Genomic DNA, 21,379 nt, shown 5'->3' with positions numbered 1-21,379 from the left:
CCTTCCTACATTTTCTTGGGGACAATCCACATGACAAAGCGGCCGATCTTCGCCAGCCTGCTCCTCCTCAGCACCGCCCTCGTCGCGCCGTCCGCATTTGCGCAGGACGCGGCAAGCGAACCCGCGACCGACGAACCGACCGCCGACCAGGCGACCGACGATGCCGCGGCGCAGGACGAGGATTTCGACGTTTCGATCCCGGGCGGCGCCAACAGCGAAATCGTCGTCACCGGCCGCTACACGCCCAATGTCGTGCGTGCGACGCCTGAAGTGGTCTCGGTCCTGTCGTCGGCCGACATTGCGCGCACGGGCGAGGGCGACATTTCAGGTTCGCTCCAGCGCGTGACCGGCCTTTCGGTCGTTGGCGGGGGCTTTGTCTATGTCCGCGGCCTCGGCGACCGCTATTCGCTCGCACTGCTCAACGGCTCGCCGCTGCCGAGCCCCGAGCCGTTGAAGCGCGTCGTTCCGCTCGACATCTTTCCGTCCAACGTGATCGATTCGACGCTCGTCCAGAAAAGCTATTCGGCGAACTTCCCCGGCGAATTTGGCGGCGGCGTCATCAACCTGACGACCAAGGCGACGCCGCGCGAACCCTTCCTGACCTTTTCGGGCGGTATCGGCTGGGATAGCGAGACGACCAACCAGCTCGGCTATACCTATTATGGCAGCGACACCGACTGGACCGGTTTCGACGACGGCACGCGCGACATTCCGCCGCTGCTCAAGGCGGCGCTGAACAGCGGCAAGCCGATCCTCGAAGGGGCCGATTTCACCCAGGACGACCTCGAAGCGATCCAGATGGAGCTGGTCAACGCCGAGACGAGCCTGCTCCAGCAGAACAACCATATTCCGGTCAATTGGTCGGCCGGGGTCACCGGCGGCACGACCGTTACCTTGCCCAATGGCGAACTTGGCATCATCGCCACCGCAGGGATCAGCAACAAGTGGCGCACGCGCGACACGCTCCAGCAAACGTCGCTGAACCAGGATCTGTCGGGCGATCCGCAGACGAGCTATAACCGCGTCATCACCGACAACCGCATCGTCGTGAACGGGCTGCTCGGCTTCGGGCTCGAGCTCGGCGATCACAAGTTCCGCTGGACCAACCTTTATATCCGCGACACGCTGAAGCAGGCGCGGCTTGGCCTCGGTACCGATCGCAACCAGTCCGAACGCGATATTTTGAAGCAGGATACGGCCTGGTTCGAACGGCAGCTGATCAACACGCAGATCGTGACCGAGCTGGAGTTCGACCGGTTGCAGGTCGACCTGCGCGGCGCCTATGCCAATTCGCAGCGCGAAGCGCCCTATGAGCGCGGCTTCACCTATGTCCGCACCAACCTGCCGACCGACCAGGATCCGACGGGCGACAAGTTCGTCAACGACCTCGGCGGCAATCGCGGCGATGCGACGATCGCCTTTTCGGATCTGAACGAAGATCTGTGGTCGGGCGGCGTCGACCTGTCGTACGAGCTCGCCCCGCGTATCACCGCGACGGTCGGCTATGCCTATACCGACACGCACCGCGTCTCGGTCCGCCGCGCCTTCCAGTTTCGCGGCTCGAACCTGCCGATTTCGGTGACGCAGCTGCGTCCCGACTATCTGTTGTCGGACGCCACGATCCAGCTTTACGACATCACGCTGCAGGAAACCTCGGCGCAGGACGGCACGGCAGCCTTCGACGCAAAGCTGACGACGCACGCCGGCTATGCACAGCTGCAGGCCGAAATCGTCCCCGGCGTCAACGTCAATGCAGGCGTCCGCTACGAGGAAGGCAAGCAGACGGTCGTGCCGATCGACCTGTTCAACACGGGCGGCAGCGCGATCGTCGAAACCGACCTCAACAACGACTATTGGCTGCCCGCGCTGACGGTCACGTGGGAAATCGCGCCCGACATGCAGATCCGCGTGAACGGGTCAAAGACGATCGCGCGCCCGCAGTTCCGCGAACTGATTGCGCAAATCTATCAGGACACCGATTCGAACCGCCTGTTCCGCGGCAACCCGTCGCTTACCGACAGCGAACTGTGGAACGCCGAGCTGCGCTATGAATGGTATTTCGGGCGCGACCAGCGCCTGACGGCGGCGGGCTTCTACAAGTCGATCGACAATCCGATCGAGACCTATACCTCGGTGTCGGACTCGGCGGTCAATTCGAGCTTTGCCAACGCGCCCAAGGCGACGCTCTATGGCGCCGAGCTGGAAGTGCAGAAATATTTCCCGCTCGATACCATGTCGGACGCGCCCTTCTGGCAAAGCCGCCGCCTCGTCCTGATCGGCAACTACACCTATACCCAGTCGGAGATCAAAGTCGGGGCCAACGACACGACGGTCATCAACGGCGTGGTGCAGGATGCGGCGAACTTTTTCTTCGACGGTTCGCCGATGACCGGCCAGTCGGATCATCTGGTCAATTTCCAGTTCGGTCTCGAGGATCAGGACCGGCTGTCGCAGCAGACGCTTCTGCTCACCTATGCCAGCCCGCGCGTGACCAGCCGCGGTCCGTCGGGTCAGCCCGACATCCGCGAAAAGCCGGGCATCTCGCTCGATTTCGTCGCGCGGCAGGGGATCAACCTGCTCAACAAGGAAATCGAACTGAAGTTCGAGGCGCGCAACCTGACCGGGCGCACCTATAAAGAAGTTCAGGAAGCCGGCGACAACCGCATCTTCCTGAACCGCTACAAGCTGGGCCGGACTTTCTCGCTCAGCGCGTCGCTCAAATTCTGACCGGTGTAGAGGCCCCTCCCGTGCGGGAGGGGCCTCGACCAGTTCGGCGCGGTCGCGGACTCGCGCCCATGACAAAAAACTGTAATCTTCCCGTCAACTGATTGTCACGCTTCGCCCCTAGGCGATTCGCATGACGTTTTTCAGCTGGGGGACAGGGACGAATTCATGGCGACGCTGATGTCCGGATCGGCCGTACGGCTGCCGCGCGCGCTGCCATCGTGGCTTCGCCTGCGCAGGGCATCGCCGCGTGCTATTGGCCCGCAGCTGGTCGTTGCGCTTTTGGGAGCGCTTCTCGTCTGGCAGGCTGTCCGCTTGCTTTGGGCCCTCGTCGTCCCCTTGTCGCCGCTGGGGGCGTGGGAGCCCCAGACAGCTGTCATCGCCTCGCCCGCTGAGCGCCGCGCCATCTTCACCAGCCTCGATCCTTTTTTTCGCAGCGGGCAACAGGGTCCGGCAAGTGCAACGGTGACCGCGCTCGGCCTGACGCTTTACGGCGTCAATCTCAACGCGGCCACGGGCGGCGGTTCGGCGATTATTGGCGGCGAGGACGGCGAACAGGCGAGCTATGCGGTTGGCGACGACATTGCACCGGGGGTCCGGCTTGTCGGCATTGCGTTCGATCATGTGCTGCTCGACCGCGGCGGAGAGCGCGAAAGCCTGTTCCTCGATCAGAGCGGCGACGCGCCCATCGTCACCCCGGCCTCCCCTTTGCCTGCCCCGACGCCCGAGCTTGGATCTGCGCCTGCAACCGGGGCAGCAGCGGGCGGCGAAATGTCGCCGGCCGCGCTGCGGAGCGGCGTCGGTTTTGCGCCCCGGACCGAAGAGGGACGCGTAACGGGCCTCGTCGTCCAGCCGCAGGGCGATGGCGCGGCTTTCCGCGCGGCGGGGCTGCGTCCTGGCGACGTTATCCGCTCGGTCAACGGCCGGCCGATCGGCTCGGCGGGCGACGCCGCCTCGCTTGCGAGCCAGTTCGCCCCAGGCGCGCGCATCTCGCTTGAAATCGAACGCGGCGCCAGCGTCGTGCCCGTCGCCATTTTTCTCTCGAAGCAATAGGTCCTATGCGTTTCAGACTTTCCCTGATGCTCGCCGCCGCGCTGGTTTCGGCCGCGCCCGTTCCGGCGTTCGCGCAATATACGCTGAACGTCCGCGATGCCGACATCCGCGCCTTCATCCAGGATGCCGCGCGCGTCACCGGGCGCACTTTCGTCATCGACGGACGCGTCAACGGCAAGGTGTCGGTGGTCACCGACCGCCCGTTGTCGCGCAGCGAATATTTCGAGATTTTCCTCGCGACCTTGCGCTCGAACGGCCTTGTCGCGGTTCCCGGCCCCAATGGCGCCTACCGCATCCAGCCGATCGACGGCGCCGCGGCGCAACCCGGACGGATCGGCAGCGACCGTGCGACGCAAAACCAGTTTGTGACCGAGATTATCCGCCTGCGTCATATCGACGCGGTGGCAGCCGTCGAGACGCTCCGCCCGCTCGTCAGCCCGCAGGGTTCGCTGACCGCCAACCGCAACGCCAACAGCCTGGTCGTTGCCGATTTTGCCGACAATATCCGCCGCATCCGCGCGCTGGCGTCGAGTATCGATCGCGACAGTTCGACGAGCCAGATTGTCACGCTCAAAAATGCGGGCGCGCGCGAGATCGCCGCTGCCTTGCAGGCGCTGGTTCCTGCGGCGGGCGAGGGCGCACAGGCCCCCGTTGCAATCGTGCCGATCGACAGCAGCAACGCGATCGCGCTGCGCGGCGACCAGGCGCTCGTCGCGCGCTTCGTGTCGATGGCGCGCGATCTCGATCAGAAAGCGGCGGGCGGCACCGAGTTGCGCGTCTATTGGCTCCAGCACGCCAACGCCGAAACCTTGCTGCCGACCCTGCAACAGCTCGTCGGCGGCGGCAGCGACCCGGCGCAGAAGGCCGGGCTTCCGCCCGCCAGCGGCTCGTCGGGCGATGGCAGCGGAGCAGCGCCTGTCGCAGCAAACTCCGGCGCCTCGGCGACCGTCGGCAGCGCAGGCGGCAGTATCGCGACGCGCGGCCCGGCCATCGTCACGCGCTATGAGGGCGCCAATGCGATCATCGTCGCCGCAAACAGCGAGGTCCAGCGGATGCTCGGCGAGCTGATCCGCCAGCTCGACAGCCGCCGCGAGCAGGTTCTCGTCGAAGCGATCGTCGTCGAAATCGGCGACGATGCGGCAAAGCGGCTCGGCGTGCAGTTCCTGCTCGGCGGTAAGAACATCCCCTTCGTTGCGACCAATTATAGCAATGCTCAGCCCAATATCTTCACGCTGGGCGGCGCCTATGCCGCGACCAAGCTCACCGAGGACAAGACCACCGTCGATGGCACGACGGTTGTTACGCAGACGTCGAGCGCGCTCGGGAACAGCCTGCAGGAAGCGGCAGCGGCGTCGCTCCTCTCGGCGACCGGCGGTTTCGCAGGATTCGCTGGCGACATCGGCAAGGACACGATCTTTGGCGCCATCATCAATGCGGTAAAGTCGGACACGACGTCGAACCTGCTCGCGACGCCGCACATCGTCACGCTCGACAATCAGGCGGCGAAGTTCCTGGTCGGACAGGAAGTGCCGATCACCACCGGCGAGGCGCTGTCGGACAATTTCGACAACGCCTTCCGTACCGTCCAGCGCGAGGAAGTCGGCATCAAGCTGGAGGTCACGCCGCAGGTCAATGGCGCGGGCGAGGTCAAACTGTTCCTGCGCCAGGAAGTATCGAGCGTCGCGGGGCCGGTTTCGTCGCGCAACAGCGACCTCATCCTCAACAAGCGTTCGTTCGAGACGGTGCTGACGGTCGATGACGGCGAAATTCTGGCGATCGGCGGACTGCTCAACGACGACGAGCGGCGGACGATCGAGCGTATTCCGCTGCTCAGCGACATTCCGCTGCTCGGCGAGTTGTTCAAGTCGCGCAGCCGCTCGCGGTCCAAAACGAACCTGATGGTCTTCATCCGCCCGACAATCCTGCGCAACCGTGCCGACAATGCCGCGCTGACGGCGCGACGTTATGGCTATGTCCGCGACTTCCAGCTCCAGCGCAATCCGGGCGAGGAGCCGGCGATCGACACGCTGGTGCGCGATTATCTGGGCACGGTGCCGCCCGTCCCCAGCGCGGCGACTGCTGCCGACGTGACGGTGGGGCCGGTCAATCTGCCTGCGATGCGCGGTCCCGACGGTCAGGTCACCCCCACAGAGGTGCCGCCTTCGGAAGCCGCCGCGACCCCGCCCTTGGAGGGAGATCAGCCGTGACCGACGGCATCCCGGCCGAAACGCCTCTCCCGGCGCCGGTCGATATTCCTTATGGCTTTGCGCGAACGCATGGCGTTGTCATAGCACCCGGCGATGACGGAAGTTGGCTCGCAACCTTGCGCGAGGGCAGCGATCCCGCGGTGCTGATCGAGGTCAAGCGCTACCTCGCGAGCCCGCTGCGCGTCGCGAACGCTAGCGTCGCCGATTTCGACAGGCTGCTCTCCGACCATTATGCCGTCGATTCGTCGGCGGCGGGGCTCGCGGGATCGCTCGACGGCAGCGACATCGACCTGAGCTTGCCGAGCGCCGAGGATTTGCTCGACAGCGCCGACGATGCCCCCGCGATCCGGCTGATCAACGCGATCATCGCCGAAGCGGTGCGGCAGGGGGTCAGTGACATCCATATCGAACCCTATGAAAGCGGGCTTGTCGTGCGGATGCGCGCCGACGGCGTGCTGCGCGAACATCTGCGGATGCCGCCGCATGTCGCGCCGGTCGTCGTCAGCCGCATCAAGGTGATGGCGCGGCTCGACATCGCCGAGCGCCGCGTGCCGCAGGACGGACGCATCGCGCTGACGCTCGCGGGCAAGGCGATCGACGTGCGCGTTTCGACCCTGCCGAGCCGCGCGGGCGAGCGGGTGGTGCTGCGTATCCTCGACAAGGATACGGCGGGGATCGATTTCGACGTGCTCGGCCTGTCGGGCGAGGCCGACCGCATCCTGCGCGAGGCGCTCGCCGAACCGAACGGCATCATCCTCGTTACCGGCCCGACCGGCTCGGGCAAGACGACGACGCTCTATGCTGCGCTCAAGCAATTGAACGATGGGCAGCGCAATATCCTGACCGTCGAGGACCCGGTCGAATATGCTGTCGACGGCGTCGGCCAGACGCAGGTGAACGCGAAGGTCGGGCTCGATTTTGCGGCGGGGCTGCGCGCGATTTTGCGCCAGGACCCCGACGTCGTGATGGTCGGCGAAATCCGCGACCGCGAGACCGCCGATATTGCGGTGCAGGCCTCGCTCACGGGTCATCTCGTCCTTTCGACCGTTCACACCAACGACGCGGTCGGCGCGATCACGCGCCTCAAAGACCTGAAGGTCGAACCCTTCCTGCTCGCCTCGACCCTGCGTGCGGTGATCGCGCAGCGGCTCGTGCGCAAGCTGTGCGATCATTGCCGCGAACCGGTGCAGGCCGATAACAGCATCGCCGCGATGCTCGGCCTCGACATCGGCACCGTGATCTGGCGTCCCAAGGGCTGCGAGCAGTGCGGGCAGACCGGGTACAAGGGCCGCATCGGCGTGTTCGAGGCGATCAAGGTCGACGAGACGGTGCGCCGCTATATCTATGCCGGCGGCGACGAAGCGATGATCGCGAGGCACGCATTTCTGAAGGCACCGACGCTCGCCTCGTCGGCGCGCGCGATGGTGGCGAAGGGGCTGACGACCGCCGAGGAAGCGATCCGCGTCGCGCGGCGCGAGGATGTCGATGCCTGATTATCGCTATGTGGCGATCGACCCAAAGGGGCGCGAACGCACGGGGCGATTGACCGCGGCGAACGACGATGCCGCGCGCGCCGACCTCGTGCGCCGCCATTTCCACGTCGTCGCGGTCGAGCCCGCGCCGCCGCGCGCGGCGGGACGGTCGCTCTTCGCATTTCGCCGCACGCGGCTCAGCAGCAAGGAACTCGCGCTGTTCACGCGCCAGCTCGCGACGCTCGCCGAAGTCGCGCCGCTCGAAGAGGCGCTGCGGACACTGACGCGGCAGAGCGAGGCCGAAAGCGCGCGGCTCGTGATCGGCGACGTCCATGCGGGGCTGCTGGAGGGCCGCCGCCTCGCCGACGCGATGGCGCGGCAATCGCCCAGCTTTCCGCCGCTCTATCGCGCGATGGTCGCGGCGGGCGAGACGACGGGCAGCCTCACCGTCATTCTCGCGCGGCTCGCCGACCTGCTCGAACGCCAAGCGGAAGTGCGTGGCAAGCTGATCGCCGCGCTCGCCTATCCGGTGGTGCTCGCGATCGTTGCGATCGGCGTCGTGGCCGCGTTGATGATCTTCGTTGTCCCGCGCGTCGTCGAGCAGTTCACCGACGTTGGCCAGCAATTGCCCTTCCTGACGCGCGCGGTGATCGCGATTTCCAGCGTTGCCGCGAACTGGTGGTGGCTTGTCCTGTTGCTGCTCGCAGGAGCGGGCGCCGGCTGGGTCAGCGCGATGCGCCGGCCCGCCTTCAAGGCGCGCGTCGACGCGCGGCTGCTCCGCCTGCCTTTGCTTGGCCGCCTGCTTCGCGACCTCCATGCCGCGCGCTTCGCGCGCACGCTGTCGACGATGGTTTCGAGCCGCCTGCCGCTCGTCGAGGGGTTGCGGCTCACCGTGCCGACGATCCGCAACGCCGCGCTCGCCGGCGCGACCGCGGGGCTCATCGACCAGGTGCGTGCGGGCGGCAGCCTGTCGGCGGCGCTGCGCGATGCCGGGGTCTTTCCGCCGCTGCTCGTCTATATGACCGCCAGCGGCGAGAGCGCCGGGCGGCTCGAGGTAATGCTCGAACGTGCGGCCGAGTATCTGGAGCGCGAGTTCGATCGTTTCACCGCCGCGTCGATGGCGCTTCTCGAACCTGTCATAATCGTCGTTATGGGGTCGTTCGTCGCCCTCATCATCCTCGCCATCCTTCTGCCGATCCTCCAGTTGCAGAACCTCGCAGGACTATAATAAATGTCGCTGATGCAGCTTTTCATCCGCCTGATGTTCGACCCCCGGCGTCCGCCGGTCACGCGCCGCCGCCGTCGCGGCGAGCGCGGCTTTACGCTCACCGAGTTGATGGTCGTCATTTTCATCATCGGCCTGCTCGCGACGGTCGTCATGATCAATGTGCTGCCGAGCCAGGATCGCGCGATGGTGACCAAGGCGAAGGCCGACATCGCGACGCTCGAAACCGCGCTCGAACAATATCGACTCGACAATCTGACCTATCCGGCGACGACCGACGGCCTCAATGCGCTCGTCACCGCGCCGCCAGCGCTCGCGCAGCCCCAACGCTACCGCCGCGGCGGCTATATCAAGAAGCTGCCCGACGATCCGTGGGGGCGTCCCTATAATTACCAGGCGCCGGGGCTGAACGGGCAGCCGTTCGACGTCTGGTCGTTCGGCGCCGACGGCGCGCCCGGCGGGACCGACGACAATGCCGATATTCGCGGAGACAGCTGAGCGGGACGGGGGTCGCCGCCGCTCGCGCACCGGCGGGTTCACGCTCGTCGAACTGATGGTCGTGCTGATGATCCTCGCACTCGCCGCGACGGCGGTCGTGCTTACCATTCCCGACGAGCAGCAGACGGTGCGCAGCGAGGCCGACCGGCTCGCCGCGCGGCTTGCCGCCGCGCGCGACATTGCGGTCGTCGAAGGGCGGAGCGTCGCGGTGCGCTTCGCGCCCTCGGGCTATGGATTCGAGCGCCGCATAGAGGGAAGCTGGCAGCCGCTTCCCGGGCGCACCTTTGCCCAGCGCAACTGGCCATCCGACGTCGCCTTCGCCGGCGACGACGGGCAGCCGGTCGCGCGGCTGATCTTCGACCGCGTCGGCACCAGCCCGACGCCGCAAGCGCTGGTCCTGTCGGGAGGCGGCGCGCGCGAGACGGTGCGAATTTCGGCGACGGGCGAGGTCAGCCGTGGCCGCTAAAGTCGAACATCCAATGTCCTCGGACGCTGCGGGGTTCACCCTGCTCGAAATGCTCGTTGCGCTCAGCATCATCAGCATCGCCGCGCTGACGCTCGTGCGGCTCGATGCCTATGCGGTGCGCACCGCCGGCGATCTCGACGAAAGCACGATCGCGGGCGTCGTCGCGCAGAACCGCGCGGTCGAGCTCTGGACCGACCCGGCACCGCCGACGATCGGCGCAAGTGCATCGTCGGTCACCAATGGCGGAAGGCAGTGGCGCATCGATCAGCGCGTCGCGCGCACCGCCGACGACAGCCTGCTCCGCATCGACCTGCTCGTCCGTCCGGCTGAGGGGCGCGGGCAGGCGGCGCTGACGATCATCCGGCCGGGCCGATGAGGCGATGTTTCCCATGGCATCGCGGGGCTCCGGCTTGCGCCGGGGCGCACTGGCCGCACGGCCAGCGCGGTTTCACGCTGGTCGAAATGCTCGTCGCGCTGTCACTGTTTGCGGCGATTGCGGCGATGGGGGTCGGTCTGCTTCGCAGCAGCGTCGACACGCAGGACGCGGTGCAGGAGCGCCTGAGGGCGATGAGCGGCGTCAACCGGCTGCGAGCGGTGATGGCGAATGACCTTGCACAGGCGGTGCAGCGCTCGACGCGCGGGGCGTCGGGCGAGCCCGTGCCGGCCTTCATCGGGTCGTCGACGGGCTTCGCCTTTGTGCATTCGGGCGCTGCCAATTTCGACGGTATATCGCGTCCCGGCGTCGAGCGCGTCGGCTATGCGCTCAGCGGCAGCGAATGGCGGCGCGCGGCGCAGCCGATGCTCGACGGTGCGATGCTCGGCGCGGGCGACCCGCTGCTGCGCGACGTCGCATCGGTGCGGGTCCGCTATCGCGATGCGCTCGGCAATTGGGGCGATGGCTGGACCTCCGAACCGGGCGACCGGCTGCCGCTTGCGGTGGAGGTGCAGTTGACGCGGTCGGGACGTGCGCCCTTGACGATGCTTTTCCTCACCGCGCCGACTCCGCCCCCGCCGCCTGCGACGGTGGAGGAGGCACCATGACCCGCCTGACGCACAGCGGCGAGCGCGGCGCGGCGCTGCTCAGCGTATTGTTGCTGGTCGCGGTGATGGCGGTGATTGCCGCAACCGCGCTCGACCGGTTGACGCTCGCGACGCGCATCGCCGGAAGCGCGTCGACGGTCGATCAGGGGCGCGCCTTTGCCTTCGCCGCCGAAGAGATTGCGCTGCGTCGCGTCGCCGACCTCGTCGGGCGCGACCGCACGCGGCTGACGCTCGCGGGCGGCTGGCTGGGACGCGAATTCGTGCTGCCGCTGCCCGGCGGCGAAGGACGCGCCCGGCTGACCGATGCCAGCAATTGCTTCAATCTCAACAGTCTGGTCGCCGAAACCGCGCCGGGGCGGCTCAGCCAAAGAGCGGGCGCAATCCGCCAATTCACCGAGTTGATGACACTGCTCGGCATCGACCGTGGCCAGGCGATGGCGATTGCCGGGGCAAGCGCCGACTGGATCGACAGCGATTCGGTCGAAGGGCCGCTCGGCGCCGAGGACAGCGCCTATCGCACGACGTCGCCCGCTTATCTTCCCGCCAATCGCAAGATGGCCGATGTCAGCGAACTGCGCGCGGTGCGCGGCGTCACGCCGAAAATCTATGACCGCTTGCGCCCGTGGGTCTGCGTACTCCCGTTTGCCGAGCCGGTGCGGCTCAACGTCAATACGCTCGCGCCCGAACAGGCGCCGCTCGTCGCGATGCTGATGCCGGGCGAAATCGGGACTGCCGATGCTCGTGCAGCGCTGGCCCAGCGGCCCGCGGGCGGCTATGGCAGCAGCGTGCGATTCTGGCAGACGCGCGCGCTCGAGCGGTTCGACCCGCCCGACGATGTCGCCGAGCAGGCCGCCGTGACCAGCCGCTGGCTGGCATTGAGGACGAATGTGGTTCTGGGGGACGGGTTTTTGACGACGCATTCGCTGATCGACGCCAATGGCGGAGCACCCGTCGCCGGGTCCGCGCCGCCGGTTATCGTGCGTCGCAGTTGGGGCGAGAGCGACTGAGGTGACACGGACGCTGATTCTGTGGCTGCCCCCGCTGGCGGCGCTCGGCGACGGCGGCCGCGATGGCGGGGCTGCGCGCCCCGCCTGGCTGCGCGTCGATGACGGGGTCATCGTCGATTCGGGCCAGGACGATGGCTGGGCCGACGCGTGGGAACGCCCCGACGAGGACGCGGAGGACGAGCGTCTCGTCGCGATAGCCCCCGCCGCCGACGTCCCCGTTCGCTGGCTCGCCTATCCCGACGCGGCGCCCGCGCAGGCTGCGGCCGCGGCGCGTATCGATGCGCTGAAGTCCAGTCTCGGCGATCCCGCCACGCTCCATATTGCGGCGGGCGAACCCGCCGAAGCGGGGCAGGCGCTTCCCGTCGCCGCGACGACGCACGCGGCGATGCGAACATGGACCGACTGGCTGGCGTCGCAGGGACTTTCCGCGGCGGCCATCATTCCGGCGGCGGCGATCGTTCCGCCCCCCGAACCGGACAGCCTGTGGGCGGCCGAGCTTGGCGGCGAAACGATCATCCGGAGCGTCGACCGTGCCTTTCGCTCGGACCCCGAAATCGATGCGCTGATCGGCGGCGACCGCGCGATTGTCCCCCTCGATGCCGATCTGGTCCGCGAGGCGCTTCTCCTGTCGGTAACCGCCCCGCCGCTCGACCTGCTGGCCGGGGCGTGGAAGCCGAAAAGGCGCCTCGCAATCGATCCCGCATTGCTGCGGCTCGGCAAGCGGTTGCTTATCGCGTTGCTCGTCGTCAGCCTGGCCGTTCCGCTGGTTCACGCGGTTCGCCTGATGACGGACACAAGGCGCGCCGACGATGCTGCGGTTGCGACAGCGGCCGAGGCGGGGATCGACGCCCCCGACGCCGAGGCCGCCGAAGCTGAACTCGATCGCCGGCTCGCGGCGGCGGGCGGCGGGCCACTCGCCTTCTCTGTCCCGGCCTCGGCGCTTTACGACGCGATGGCGGACGCGCCCGGCGTGTCGCTCAAGACGCTGTCGCACCGCACCGACGGCACATTGACGACGACGCTCGCCGCGCCGCGCGTCGAGGACATCAATGCGGTGCTCATTGCCGTGCAGGCGCGCGGCTACCGCGTCACGGCGCAGCCGATGGCGGGAACCGACGGCCAGCAGATGGCCAATATTACGGTGCGGGCGGTGCCATGATCGAAACGGTCAAAAACTGGTGGTCGAGCCTGTCTCGACGCGAACAATGGCTCGTCGCGATAGCGGGGGCGCTGGCCGTTGCCGTGATCGCTTGGGCGCTCGGACGCCCCGCCGTCGCGGCATTTGCCGATCTGGATAGCCGGCACCGCGCCGCACTCGAGCGCGAAGGGCGCGTCGCAGCAAAGGTCAAACTCCTCGCAGAGCCTTCGACGGGCGCGGCCGCACTCACGGCGAGCGCGGTCGCCATCGATCAATATCTGTCACAATCGGCGGGCGAAATCGGGCTGACGCTCGACCGCAACGAGGCGCGCGGTGCCGATCAGGCGACGATAGCGATCGCCACGGCAAAGGCGCCAGTCCTGACCGATTGGCTCGCGGCGCTAGAGGGGCAGGGGTTCGTCGTCGACCAGCTCACCATCACGCCCGCCGCCGACGGGACGGTGGGCATGACCGCCGAACTCAGGAGGGGCGGACGATGAGCGCGCGGCGCCGCTGGATCGCTGCTGCGGCAGCATTGGCACTATTGCTCGGAATCGCGACCTTTCCGATGCGCCTCGCGCTCGCATTGTCGGGCGCAGATGACGCGGGCATCAGCGCGCGCACGGTGCGCGGCTCGATCTGGGCGGGCGAACTGGTCGAGGCGCGGCTCGGCGCGCTGCCGCTCGGGACGGTCGAGGCGAGCCTGTCGCCGCTCGCCCTGCTTGGCGGACGTACCGAACTTGCATTCGCGCGCGCCGACGAAAGGCTCGGGGCATTGTCGGGGCGTTTGCACGGCGGCGGCGAGCGCGGCCTGTCCGATGTCAACGGCACGGCTCTCTTTGCCGGCGGCCTTGGAGCAATCCCGGTCGATACGGTCGGCTTCGAAGGTGCGGCGGTGCGCTTCGATCGCGCGGGCAAATGCGTCGCGGCGAGCGGCCGCATCGCGTTGTCGGTCGCCGCGCCGATTGCCGGACTCGACCTGTCGCGCGGCCTGGCGGGACCGCTCTCCTGTGCGGGCGGGCGCGCACAGGCGGCGCTGAGCAGCCAGTCGGGAATGGAACGGCTGACGATTTCCTTTGGTGCAGACGGCGCCTATCGCGCGCAGCTTGCCATCGATGCAGGCGGCGATCCGGCGATGGCGTCGGCGCTTGCCGCGATGGGCTTCAAGGCCGGTTCGGGCGGCTTCATGCTGGCGACTTCGGGCCGCTTCTGACCATGACCGCCATCGACGCCTTGCCATGGGGCGCAGGCGTCGCGCTCGCCGGACTGTTGGGTGCGGTCCTCGGCAGCTTTATCGCGACGCTTGTGCTGCGCTGGCCAGAGGGGCAATCGCTCGCCGGGCGGTCACGCTGCGATGCGTGCGCCAGGCCCGTTGGCGCGCGCGATCTCGTTCCGCTCGTGTCGGCTTTGATATTGCGCGGCGGCTGCCGCCACTGCGGCGCGGCTATCGATCGCTTTCACGGCAGCGTCGAGCTGGCGGCGGCGCTGATCGGCGCGGGCGCCTTGGCGTTGCTGCCGGGCGTGCAGGGTTGGATCTGGGCCGTGTTCGGCTGGCTGCTGTTGCCGCTCGCCTTGCTCGACGCGCGCCATTTCTGGCTGCCCGATCGGCTCAACCTGCTGCTGGCGATAGCGGGAATCCTGCTCGCCGGCCCGCTGTTGGACACCGGCCTGCTCGACCGCTGGATCGCCGCTCTCGTTGGTGGGGGCGTGCTCGCGCTGGTCGCATGGCTCTATCGCAAGCGTCGCGGGGCGACGGGGATGGGCGGCGGTGACCCAAAGCTTGTCGCGGCAATCGGCGCATGGACCGGCTGGCAGGCGCTGCCGCTGGTCCTGCTTCTCGCCAGCTTGGGCGGGATCGCGTGGGCGCTCATCGCTCAAGGAAAAGGGGACCAGCCGCTCCGCGAGCGACGGGTCCCCTTCGGTGTTTTCGCGTGCGCCGCGGCGTGGACCGCGGTGCCGCTGTGGCTGCTGATCAGCGTCCGATAACGACCGTCACCGCGCGGCGGTTCTGCGCCCAGGCTTCCTCGTTCGATCCGATCGCTGCGGGACGTTCCTTGCCATAGCTGATGACCTGGATGCGGTTCGGGTCGACGCCCAGCGACGCGAGATAATTCTTCGCGGCGTTGGCGCGGCGTTCGCCGAGTGCGATGTTGTAATCGCGCGTGCCGCGTTCGTCGGCATGGCCTTCGAGCGTGACGCGGACCGCGGGGTTGCGCTGCAGCCATTGCGCCTGGCTGCGCAGCGTCGCCTGATCTTCGGCATCGACATTATACTGGTCGTAATCGAAGAAAATGCGGTCCGACGAGATATTGGCGATGAAGTCGGCCTGCGATCCGGGAACGACCCCGGTATCGGTGCCGGTGCCCGTGTCGGTGCCCGTGCCCTCGGGCGCGGGGGGAAGCGTGTCGGGAGCTTTCTTGGCGCACGCGCCAACCGAAAGCATCGTGATCGCAGCAATCATTGCGGTGGTTTTGCGTATCGTCATGACGTTTGTCCTCTTCTTGTTGTCTTCATCTGTTCCGTGGCTCTCGCCGATGAATCCAATATGAACGCCTCATCTGAACCCCACGGAAATCCTTTGGTTCCGCCTGATATGCAGCGGATCAGGGCAGCACCGGCCCCCAACTCGGGTCCGATCCGTCCTGCGGTGTCGGCAGGCGGCGCAGGTTTACGCCGGTCAGGTCGACCTGCCACAGGCTCGACTTGCCGTCGCGCCCCGGCGAGGTTCGGAAGAACTGGATGACGCGCCCGTTCGGCGACCAGGTCGGCGCTTCGTCCTGCCAACTGTTGGTGAGCAAGCGCACCCCGCCGCCGCTCGGCGTCATGACGCCGACGCGAAACTCGCCGCCGCCGATGCGCGTGAAGGCGATCAGGTCGCCGCGCGGCGACCATTCGGGGGTCGCATAGCGCCCGCCGCCAAAGCTGATCCGCCGCTGGTCCGATCCGTCGATATTCATCGTATAGATTTGCTGGCTTCCCGAGCGGTCGCTTTCAAACACGATCTTGCGCCCGTCGGGAGAGAAGCTGCCGCCGACGTCGATTCCCGGCGCGTTGGTCAGTCGCACCGGCGTGCCGCCGTCGGCCGACACGCGATAGATGTCGGTGTTGCCGCCGACCGCCATCGAAAAGAGGATCTGGCGCCCGTCGGGCGACCAGCGCGGCGCAAAAGTCGCATTGCCGCTTTCGGTCACCAGCTTCTGCGAGCCGCTGGCTATGTCATAGATGAAAACACGCACGCGGTCGTTCAAATAGCTGACGTAAACGATCTTCTTGTAATCGGGCGAGAAACGCGGGCTGATCGCCAGCGCCTGACCGTTGGTGATGAAACGGTGATTGCCGCCATCGGAGTCCATGATCGCGAGCCGCTTGATGCGGTTCCCCTTGGGGCCGCTCTCGGCGATATAGGCGACGCGGCTGTCGAAGAAGGGTGCCTCGCCCGACAGGCGCGAATAGATGGCGTCGGCGCATTTGTGCGCGGCGCGGCGCCAGTCGGCGGGCTGGATCTCGAACCCCTGCCGCACCAGCTCGCTGCCGAGCTGCGTGTCATAAAGATAGCATCCGACGACAAAGCCGCCCGTACCGCTCGCCTGCACAAAGCCGTGAACGACATTTTCGGCGTTGCGCGCTTGCCAGTCGGCAAAGCGCGGTGCGCGCACCTCGCCCATTTCGATCGCGCGGACACTGCCGGGGCCGAGCGGTGCGTAGAGACCGCTGCGTTCGAGGTCGGCGGCGATCACCTCGGCAATCTGGCGGCCGAGACTGTCGGTGCGCAGCCCCGCAACCGTCGCGACCTGCGGCGTTGCGAGCGCAGGGATCGCGATGACGGTGCGGTCTTGCGACAACTCGCCCTCGATCGTCTCGCGCGGCGTGGCAGGCGCGGGATCGGCGGGGGGTGGCGTCTGCGCGAGCGCCGACGCGGTGGTTAGCATCAGGGTGAGCGAGAAGAGGGTGGGACGCAGCATGGAACCTACCTTTTGATGAAGTCGAGCGTGTAATTCTGCCAGAAGCTGTAATTGTCCTCGGGCAGGTCGAAGGGCGCCGCCAGTTCGATCGCGCGCTTGGCGCATTCCTGGTGGCGCTGAATCTGGAAACGGTTGCTGTCGTTCTCGCCGCTCGTCTCGACGCTGGTAAAGCCGGCGAGCGCGCCCGACTCGCTCAGGCGGAATCTCACAACGGTCTTGAGTTGATCGACGTCGACTCCCGACACACGGCAGCTGTTCCAGCGCGGGCCGACCGCCGCCTTGATGCTGACGTCGATCGAGCGGCGAACCTCTGCGGCGGTGGCCGCAGCGGGCGCGCCCTTGCTCGATGCGCTTTTGGGCGGCGTTTTCGACAAGCCTTCCGCGATGCCGTCGAGGCGCCCGGTCGGTCGCGTCGGACGATCCTTGGCGGGCGTGCTCTTGGGCGACGCCTTGGGCGGGGCCTTTTCGGCGGCGGGCGGCTGCTTTCGTGGCGGTGCGGGCCGCGACACCTGTTTGGGCGACGGCGCCGGGTCGGGGCGGACGATGGGGTCGGGGACCGGCGGCGCGGGCGTCGGTTCGGGCGCTGCAATATCGTCGGCGAGTTCGTCGCCGAGCCGCGCGGCGGGCGGATTGTCGCTGAGCACCGGCGCCGTTGACTGCACCGCCGTTTCGGCGATCAGGTCGACCTCCATCGGCGGATTGTCGAAGCGGCGCTCGCCTGCGGTCCATTGCACCGACAACAGGCCAACGAGGACGACATGCAGCGCCACCGCGATGGCGATGCCCGTTCGTTCACTCCCCTGTCGTGGTGCGTCTGCAACCATGGTGCCAGCCTATTCCGCGCTGCCTGAACCGTCGGTGACCGTTTCGGCGCTCGCGGTTGGCGCGGCTTCGGCATTGGCGCCCGTTGTCACCAGCGCAATGCGCGTCAGCCCGGCGCGGTTGAGCTCGCCCATGATCCGCATCACCCGGCCATATTCGAGCCCCTTGTCGGCGCGCAGCATGATCTGGCGCGGCCGCTCGCCGTCGCGCTGTTCGCGCGCGATCGCGTCGAGACGCGCGGGAAGTTCGGCCTCCGGCACGATGTCCTCGCCGATATAGACGGTGTCGTCGGCTCCGATCGATAGTTGGACCGGCTCCTGCTCTTCGGTCTCGACCGGCTTGGCGCGGCTTTCGGGAAGGTCGATGGGAACGGCCGAGGCGAGCAAGGGCGCGGTGATCATGAAGATGATGAGCAGCACGAGCATCACGTCGACGAGCGGCGTGACGTTGATTTCGGACATCGGCGCGCGCCGTCCGCCGCGCCCGCGGCGTCCGCCGATGCCGCCTGAGGGGCCGGTCATCGCCATCAGGCGTCGACCTCCAGCTCGCGGCTGAAGGTGGCGTGAAGCCCGTCGGCAAAGCGCCCGAGCCGCGATTCGAGCCGGTTCAGCCGCTGCGAGAAGGCGTTATAGGCGATGACCGCAGGGATCGCGGCGAACAGGCCGATCGCGGTCGCGAACAGCGCCTCGGCAATGCCGGGCGCGACGACCGCCAGGCTGCTGTTGTTCGACGCCGCGATCGCAGTGAAGCTGCGCATGATCCCCCACACGGTACCGAACAGACCGACGAAGGGTGCGACCGACCCGATGGTGGCGAGCGCGCCGATCTTTTCGGCGAGTCGGTCAACCTCGGCCGCAACCGCGCTGTTCATCGCGATGCCAAGCCGTTCGCGCGTACCTTCGCGGTCGACCGCCTTGCCGGCGGTCGAACGGCGCCATTCCGAAATTCCCGCCGCGAGCACCTTGGCACTCGGCAGTTCCTCGCGGCCATTCTCGTCATAGAATTTGTCGATATTGCCCGCGCGCCAGAAATCGCGCTCGAACCGCTCCGACGCGCCGATCAGGCGGCCGACGCCGGTGCCGTGGGTGAAGATGACGGCCCAGACATAGATGCTGGCGAGCAGCAGCCCGATCATCACCGCCTGCACGATCCAGTCGGCCTGCAGGAACAGGGCGATGGGGGACAGGGTCGCCGCGTCGGCGGCCAGCGAGATATTGTCTAGCAAGGGGAGGTCTCTCCATTCATGATCGCGGTGAATCTTTCGGCCCATCCCGCAGGCTGGCGACGCGGCCGGCCTTCGGGGGACAGAAATGCGGCGGTGACGCGGCCCTCGATAAGCGTTTCGCAGCTTAACGTATCATGACCGCGAAGGATGCGCTGCGCGATGACAACGCTTGCACCGCGCACTGCCTCGACCTCGCTCACGACGAGCAGGTCGTCGTCGAGCCTGGCCGGGCGGCGATATTTGATCGCGAGGTCGGTGACCGCCCAGGCGCCATCGCCCGCCTCCATCGCCGCACGCTGGTCGATCCCGGCAAGCCGCAGCATGTCCGACCGCGCGCGTTCCATATAGCGCAGATAATTGGCGTGATAGACGATGCCGCTGAGGTCGGTGTCCTCGAAATAGATGCGCACGCGGTACCGATGTTCGGCCCCGACGAAGGCGCCGGGCACGAAGGGGGGCGGGGCGTTTACCATCGTGGAGAGCGATAGCCGCGCTTCGACTAGTCGCAAAGCCCTCATACACGGCTCGTCGCAGATGAGGGCCGCTTGGTGGAGGGCATAAACTCGTCGCCCCCGCCTTCGCGGGGGCGACGGGATCATTTGTCGAACAGCCCGTCCTGCGACCCCGCGGGCGGGTTGAGTCCCAGATGCTTCCATGCGCTGGCGTTGAGCGTGCGGCCGCGTGCGGTGCGCGCGATCAGCCCGATCTGCAGGAGATAGGGTTCGATCACATCCTCGATCGTGTCGCGTGGTTCCGACAATCCCGCCGCGAGCGTTTCGACCCCGACCGGGCCGCCGCGATAGATGTCGGCGATCATCGTAAGGTAGCGCCGGTCCATCGCGTCGAGGCCGAGCGCGTCGACCTCCAGCCGGTTGAGCGCGGCGTCGGCGGTCTTTGCATCGACGACGTCATGCCCCGCCACGGTCGCGAAATCGCGCACGCGGCGCAGCAGGCGTCCCGCGATGCGCGGCGTCCCGCGCGCGCGCCGCGCAATCTCGAGCGCCCCGTCGGGCGCGATACCGAGGCCGAGCAGCCTCGCGGCGCGCCCGATCACCTGCTCAAGCTCGGCATGGGTGTAGAAATTGAGCCGCACCGGAATGCCGAAGCGATCGCGCAGCGGCGTCGTCAGCAACCCCTGCCGCGTCGTCGCGCCGACGAGGGTGAATTTGGGAAGGTCGATGCGTACGCTGCGCGCCGACGGTCCCTCGCCGATCATGATGTCGAGCGCGCGGTCCTCCATCGCCGGATAGAGGATTTCTTCGACCGCGGGCGACAGGCGGTGGATTTCGTCGATAAACAGGACGTCGCCGTCCTCCAGATTGGTGAGCAGCGCGGCGAGGTCGCCCGCCTTGGCGATAATCGGTCCCGAGGTCGAGCGAAAGCCGACGCCCAGCTCCTTGGCGACGATCTGCGCGAGCGTCGTCTTGCCGAGCCCCGGCGGGCCGAAAAAGAGCACATGGTCGAGCGCATCGCCGCGCGCCTTCGCCGCCTCGATGAAAACCCGCAAATTCTCGCGCGCCGCTGCCTGCCCCACAAACTCGGCGAGCGACTTGGGCCGCAGTGCCGCATCGGCATCCTCGGCGGTGCGGATTGGGGTGGTGAGGTCGACGGGCTCAGACATGGTGGTAGGCGCCGATGCGCCTTTCCGTCGCCGCAAGCCCGTCGAAGCTGGCATCGAGTGCCGCATAGGGAATGGCATGTTCGCTTTTGAAACGACCGAAGGCCTGCAGCGATGCCCAACGGTCAATCGTCAGATAGACACCGGGCTGCTCGGCATCCTTGAGCAGTTGGGTTTCGATAAATCCTTCGGCTTGCGCAAACAATGCAGCCCAGGGGCCGTCGGGGCGATAGCCTGCCTCGAAAGCTTCGCAATTGTCGGGCGCGACGGTAAATTGCCAGATGATCGAATGGCTCATTTCGCCGCCTTTTTCAGCGCCACGCGCACCAGCGCATCCAAATTCGCGCCTGCGCCCAACTCCTCGCTCGCTGCGGCAACCGCGGCGCTCGCTTCGCCGGGCTTGAAGCCGAGACCGGTGAGCGCCGAGATGGCGTCGCCGAGCGGGCCGCCGACGGGCAGGCTGGTGACGCTGCCGCCCGCGATCCCGACGAGCGCGCCCGCCTTGTCCTTCAGTTCGTGCGCGATGCGCTGCGCGAGTTTCGGGCCGACACCATTGGCGCGCGCGATCATCGCGCTGTCGCCGCTCGCGAGCGCGCGCTGAAGGTCGGCGACCTCGAGCGCGGAGAGGATCGCGAGCGCGACCTTGGCGCCGACGCCCTGGACGCTGGTGAGCAGGCGGAACCAGTCGCGTTCCTCGGCGCGCGCAAAGCCCAGAAGACGCAGGAAATCCTCGCCGACGAGCATTTCGGTGTGAATGGTGACGTCGCTGCCCACCGCGCCGAGCGCGTCGAGCGTGCGCGCCGACGCCTCGACCAGATAGCCGACGCCGCCGACGTCGATCACCGCATGGCCTGCGCCGCTGCTGTCGAGCCGTCCGGTGAGTTTCGCGATCATGCCTCCGTGCGTAGCGCGGTGGGAATG

General features: G+C 67.3%; 23 protein-coding genes. 14 read left to right on the top strand and 9 right to left on the bottom strand.

The annotated features are described in order from the left end of the window. Positions 1-30: 30 nt before the first annotated feature. From JI743_RS08945 to JI743_RS08880, 14 genes are all read left to right on the top strand, one after another. Positions 31-2,727: a TonB-dependent receptor domain-containing protein gene (locus JI743_RS08945; RefSeq protein WP_201927974.1), complete on the top strand. Its 2,697-nt coding sequence runs from the start codon at positions 31-33 to the stop codon at positions 2,725-2,727. A 165-nt stretch (positions 2,728-2,892) separates the two neighbouring features. Further along, the gene (locus JI743_RS08940) at positions 2,893-3,777 is read left to right on the top strand and encodes a type II secretion system protein N (RefSeq protein WP_201927973.1); all 885 of its coding nucleotides are present in this window, start codon (positions 2,893-2,895) and stop codon (positions 3,775-3,777) included. Positions 3,778-3,782: 5 nt separating this feature from the next. Further along, positions 3,783-5,984: a type II secretion system secretin GspD gene (gspD, locus tag JI743_RS08935; RefSeq protein ID WP_201927972.1), complete on the top strand. Its 2,202-nt coding sequence runs from the start codon at positions 3,783-3,785 to the stop codon at positions 5,982-5,984. After that, entirely contained in the window at positions 5,981-7,477 is a 1,497-nt protein-coding gene (locus JI743_RS08930) for a GspE/PulE family protein (protein ID WP_201927971.1), read from the top strand. Before gspD ends, JI743_RS08930 begins: the two co-directional genes overlap by 4 nt. Next, the gene (gene gspF, locus JI743_RS08925) at positions 7,470-8,684 is read left to right on the top strand and encodes a type II secretion system inner membrane protein GspF (RefSeq protein ID WP_201927970.1); all 1,215 of its coding nucleotides are present in this window, start codon (positions 7,470-7,472) and stop codon (positions 8,682-8,684) included. Before JI743_RS08930 ends, gspF begins: the two co-directional genes overlap by 8 nt. A 12-nt stretch (positions 8,685-8,696) precedes the next feature. Then, positions 8,697-9,179 (top strand): type II secretion system major pseudopilin GspG, encoded by a 483-nt coding sequence (gene gspG / locus JI743_RS08920; protein WP_227340295.1) that lies wholly within the window; start codon positions 8,697-8,699, stop codon positions 9,177-9,179. Beyond that, positions 9,154-9,645, top strand: a complete 492-nt coding sequence (locus tag JI743_RS08915) for a GspH/FimT family pseudopilin (RefSeq protein WP_201927968.1) — start codon at positions 9,154-9,156, stop codon at positions 9,643-9,645. The genes gspG and JI743_RS08915 overlap by 26 nt, the downstream gene beginning before the upstream one ends. A gap of 13 nt (positions 9,646-9,658) precedes the next feature. After that, the gene (gene gspI, locus JI743_RS08910; protein WP_201927967.1) at positions 9,659-10,021 is read left to right on the top strand and encodes a type II secretion system minor pseudopilin GspI; all 363 of its coding nucleotides are present in this window, start codon (positions 9,659-9,661) and stop codon (positions 10,019-10,021) included. Further along, positions 10,018-10,686, top strand: coding sequence for a type II secretion system minor pseudopilin GspJ (gene gspJ / locus JI743_RS08905; protein WP_201927965.1), 669 nt, complete (start codon positions 10,018-10,020; stop codon positions 10,684-10,686). Before gspI ends, gspJ begins: the two co-directional genes overlap by 4 nt. Then, complete coding sequence (gspK, locus tag JI743_RS08900) at positions 10,683-11,693, top strand: type II secretion system minor pseudopilin GspK (protein ID WP_201927963.1); 1,011 nt, start codon at positions 10,683-10,685, stop codon at positions 11,691-11,693. Before gspJ ends, gspK begins: the two co-directional genes overlap by 4 nt. Position 11,694: 1 nt before the next feature. Next, on the top strand, positions 11,695-12,852 hold the full coding sequence (gene gspL, locus JI743_RS08895) for a type II secretion system protein GspL (protein ID WP_201927962.1): 1,158 nt from the start codon (positions 11,695-11,697) through the stop codon (positions 12,850-12,852). After that, on the top strand, positions 12,849-13,331 hold the full coding sequence (locus JI743_RS08890) for a type II secretion system protein M (protein ID WP_201927961.1): 483 nt from the start codon (positions 12,849-12,851) through the stop codon (positions 13,329-13,331). The genes gspL and JI743_RS08890 overlap by 4 nt, the downstream gene beginning before the upstream one ends. Further along, a complete protein-coding gene (gene gspN / locus JI743_RS08885; RefSeq protein ID WP_201927960.1) occupies positions 13,328-14,044 on the top strand; it encodes a type II secretion system protein N in 717 nt (238 codons plus the stop codon). Before JI743_RS08890 ends, gspN begins: the two co-directional genes overlap by 4 nt. 2 nt (positions 14,045-14,046) lie before the next feature. Continuing rightward, a complete protein-coding gene (locus JI743_RS08880; protein WP_201927959.1) occupies positions 14,047-14,817 on the top strand; it encodes a prepilin peptidase in 771 nt (256 codons plus the stop codon). Here the strand turns inward: JI743_RS08880 and pal are convergent. From pal to ruvA, 9 genes are all read right to left on the bottom strand, one after another. Further along, positions 14,804-15,316, bottom strand: a complete 513-nt coding sequence (gene pal / locus JI743_RS08875) for a peptidoglycan-associated lipoprotein Pal (RefSeq protein WP_201927956.1) — start codon at positions 15,314-15,316, stop codon at positions 14,804-14,806. The two genes, JI743_RS08880 and pal, sit on opposite strands and share 14 nt — an antisense overlap. Before the next feature lie 118 nt (positions 15,317-15,434). Next, positions 15,435-16,793 carry a Tol-Pal system beta propeller repeat protein TolB gene (tolB, locus tag JI743_RS08870; RefSeq protein WP_236659839.1) on the bottom strand — a complete coding sequence of 453 codons (1,359 nt, stop codon included), beginning with the start codon at positions 16,791-16,793 and terminating at the stop codon, positions 15,435-15,437. Positions 16,794-16,798: 5 nt separating this feature from the next. After that, positions 16,799-17,617 carry a cell envelope integrity protein TolA gene (gene tolA / locus JI743_RS08865; protein WP_201927955.1) on the bottom strand — a complete coding sequence of 273 codons (819 nt, stop codon included), beginning with the start codon at positions 17,615-17,617 and terminating at the stop codon, positions 16,799-16,801. Positions 17,618-17,626: 9 nt separating this feature from the next. Next, complete coding sequence (locus tag JI743_RS08860) at positions 17,627-18,142, bottom strand: ExbD/TolR family protein (RefSeq protein WP_201927954.1); 516 nt, start codon at positions 18,140-18,142, stop codon at positions 17,627-17,629. After that, complete coding sequence (gene tolQ / locus JI743_RS08855) at positions 18,142-18,840, bottom strand: protein TolQ (RefSeq protein ID WP_236659838.1); 699 nt, start codon at positions 18,838-18,840, stop codon at positions 18,142-18,144. The genes JI743_RS08860 and tolQ overlap by 1 nt, the downstream gene beginning before the upstream one ends. Continuing rightward, positions 18,834-19,313, bottom strand: coding sequence for a YbgC/FadM family acyl-CoA thioesterase (locus JI743_RS08850; RefSeq protein WP_201927952.1), 480 nt, complete (start codon positions 19,311-19,313; stop codon positions 18,834-18,836). The genes tolQ and JI743_RS08850 overlap by 7 nt, the downstream gene beginning before the upstream one ends. 122 nt (positions 19,314-19,435) lie before the next feature. Further along, on the bottom strand, positions 19,436-20,461 hold the full coding sequence (ruvB, locus tag JI743_RS08845) for a Holliday junction branch migration DNA helicase RuvB (RefSeq protein ID WP_201927951.1): 1,026 nt from the start codon (positions 20,459-20,461) through the stop codon (positions 19,436-19,438). Continuing rightward, positions 20,454-20,756, bottom strand: a complete 303-nt coding sequence (locus JI743_RS08840; protein ID WP_201927950.1) for an antibiotic biosynthesis monooxygenase family protein — start codon at positions 20,754-20,756, stop codon at positions 20,454-20,456. The genes ruvB and JI743_RS08840 overlap by 8 nt, the downstream gene beginning before the upstream one ends. Continuing rightward, entirely contained in the window at positions 20,753-21,352 is a 600-nt protein-coding gene (gene ruvA, locus JI743_RS08835; protein WP_201927948.1) for a Holliday junction branch migration protein RuvA, read from the bottom strand. The genes JI743_RS08840 and ruvA overlap by 4 nt, the downstream gene beginning before the upstream one ends. Positions 21,353-21,379 lie beyond the last annotated feature (27 nt).

This window comes from Sphingopyxis jiangsuensis, from assembly GCF_016734905.1.
Taxonomy (GTDB): Bacteria; Pseudomonadota; Alphaproteobacteria; order Sphingomonadales; family Sphingomonadaceae; genus Sphingopyxis; species Sphingopyxis jiangsuensis.
The sequence above is the reverse complement of the archived record's forward strand: the minus strand, read 5'-3'. Positions and strand labels throughout refer to the sequence as shown.

Excerpts from the sequence above, each read along its gene's own strand:
- JI743_RS08850 (WP_201927952.1), bottom strand. The coding sequence starts at position 19,313 with ATGGTAAACGCCCCGCCCCCCTTCGTGCCCGGCGCCTTCGTCGGGGCC.
- JI743_RS08860 (WP_201927954.1), bottom strand. The coding sequence starts at position 18,142 with ATGGCGATGACCGGCCCCTCAGGCGGCATCGGCGGACGCCGCGGGCGC.
- pal (WP_201927956.1), bottom strand. The coding sequence starts at position 15,316 with ATGACGATACGCAAAACCACCGCAATGATTGCTGCGATCACGATGCTT.
- gspF (WP_201927970.1), top strand. The coding sequence starts at position 7,470 with ATGCCTGATTATCGCTATGTGGCGATCGACCCAAAGGGGCGCGAACGC.
- JI743_RS08840 (WP_201927950.1), bottom strand. The coding sequence starts at position 20,756 with ATGAGCCATTCGATCATCTGGCAATTTACCGTCGCGCCCGACAATTGC.
- gspN (WP_201927960.1), top strand. The coding sequence starts at position 13,328 with ATGAGCGCGCGGCGCCGCTGGATCGCTGCTGCGGCAGCATTGGCACTA.
- JI743_RS08915 (WP_201927968.1), top strand. The coding sequence starts at position 9,154 with ATGCCGATATTCGCGGAGACAGCTGAGCGGGACGGGGGTCGCCGCCGC.
- tolB (WP_236659839.1), bottom strand. The coding sequence starts at position 16,793 with ATGCTGCGTCCCACCCTCTTCTCGCTCACCCTGATGCTAACCACCGCG.
- JI743_RS08940 (WP_201927973.1), top strand. The coding sequence starts at position 2,893 with ATGGCGACGCTGATGTCCGGATCGGCCGTACGGCTGCCGCGCGCGCTG.
- gspK (WP_201927963.1), top strand. The coding sequence starts at position 10,683 with ATGACCCGCCTGACGCACAGCGGCGAGCGCGGCGCGGCGCTGCTCAGC.
- gspJ (WP_201927965.1), top strand. The coding sequence starts at position 10,018 with ATGAGGCGATGTTTCCCATGGCATCGCGGGGCTCCGGCTTGCGCCGGG.
- JI743_RS08880 (WP_201927959.1), top strand. The coding sequence starts at position 14,047 with ATGACCGCCATCGACGCCTTGCCATGGGGCGCAGGCGTCGCGCTCGCC.
- gspD (WP_201927972.1), top strand. The coding sequence starts at position 3,783 with ATGCGTTTCAGACTTTCCCTGATGCTCGCCGCCGCGCTGGTTTCGGCC.
- tolA (WP_201927955.1), bottom strand. The coding sequence starts at position 17,617 with ATGGTTGCAGACGCACCACGACAGGGGAGTGAACGAACGGGCATCGCC.
- ruvA (WP_201927948.1), bottom strand. The coding sequence starts at position 21,352 with ATGATCGCGAAACTCACCGGACGGCTCGACAGCAGCGGCGCAGGCCAT.
- ruvB (WP_201927951.1), bottom strand. The coding sequence starts at position 20,461 with ATGTCTGAGCCCGTCGACCTCACCACCCCAATCCGCACCGCCGAGGAT.
- gspI (WP_201927967.1), top strand. The coding sequence starts at position 9,659 with ATGTCCTCGGACGCTGCGGGGTTCACCCTGCTCGAAATGCTCGTTGCG.
- JI743_RS08945 (WP_201927974.1), top strand. The coding sequence starts at position 31 with ATGACAAAGCGGCCGATCTTCGCCAGCCTGCTCCTCCTCAGCACCGCC.
- JI743_RS08890 (WP_201927961.1), top strand. The coding sequence starts at position 12,849 with ATGATCGAAACGGTCAAAAACTGGTGGTCGAGCCTGTCTCGACGCGAA.
- gspG (WP_227340295.1), top strand. The coding sequence starts at position 8,697 with ATGCAGCTTTTCATCCGCCTGATGTTCGACCCCCGGCGTCCGCCGGTC.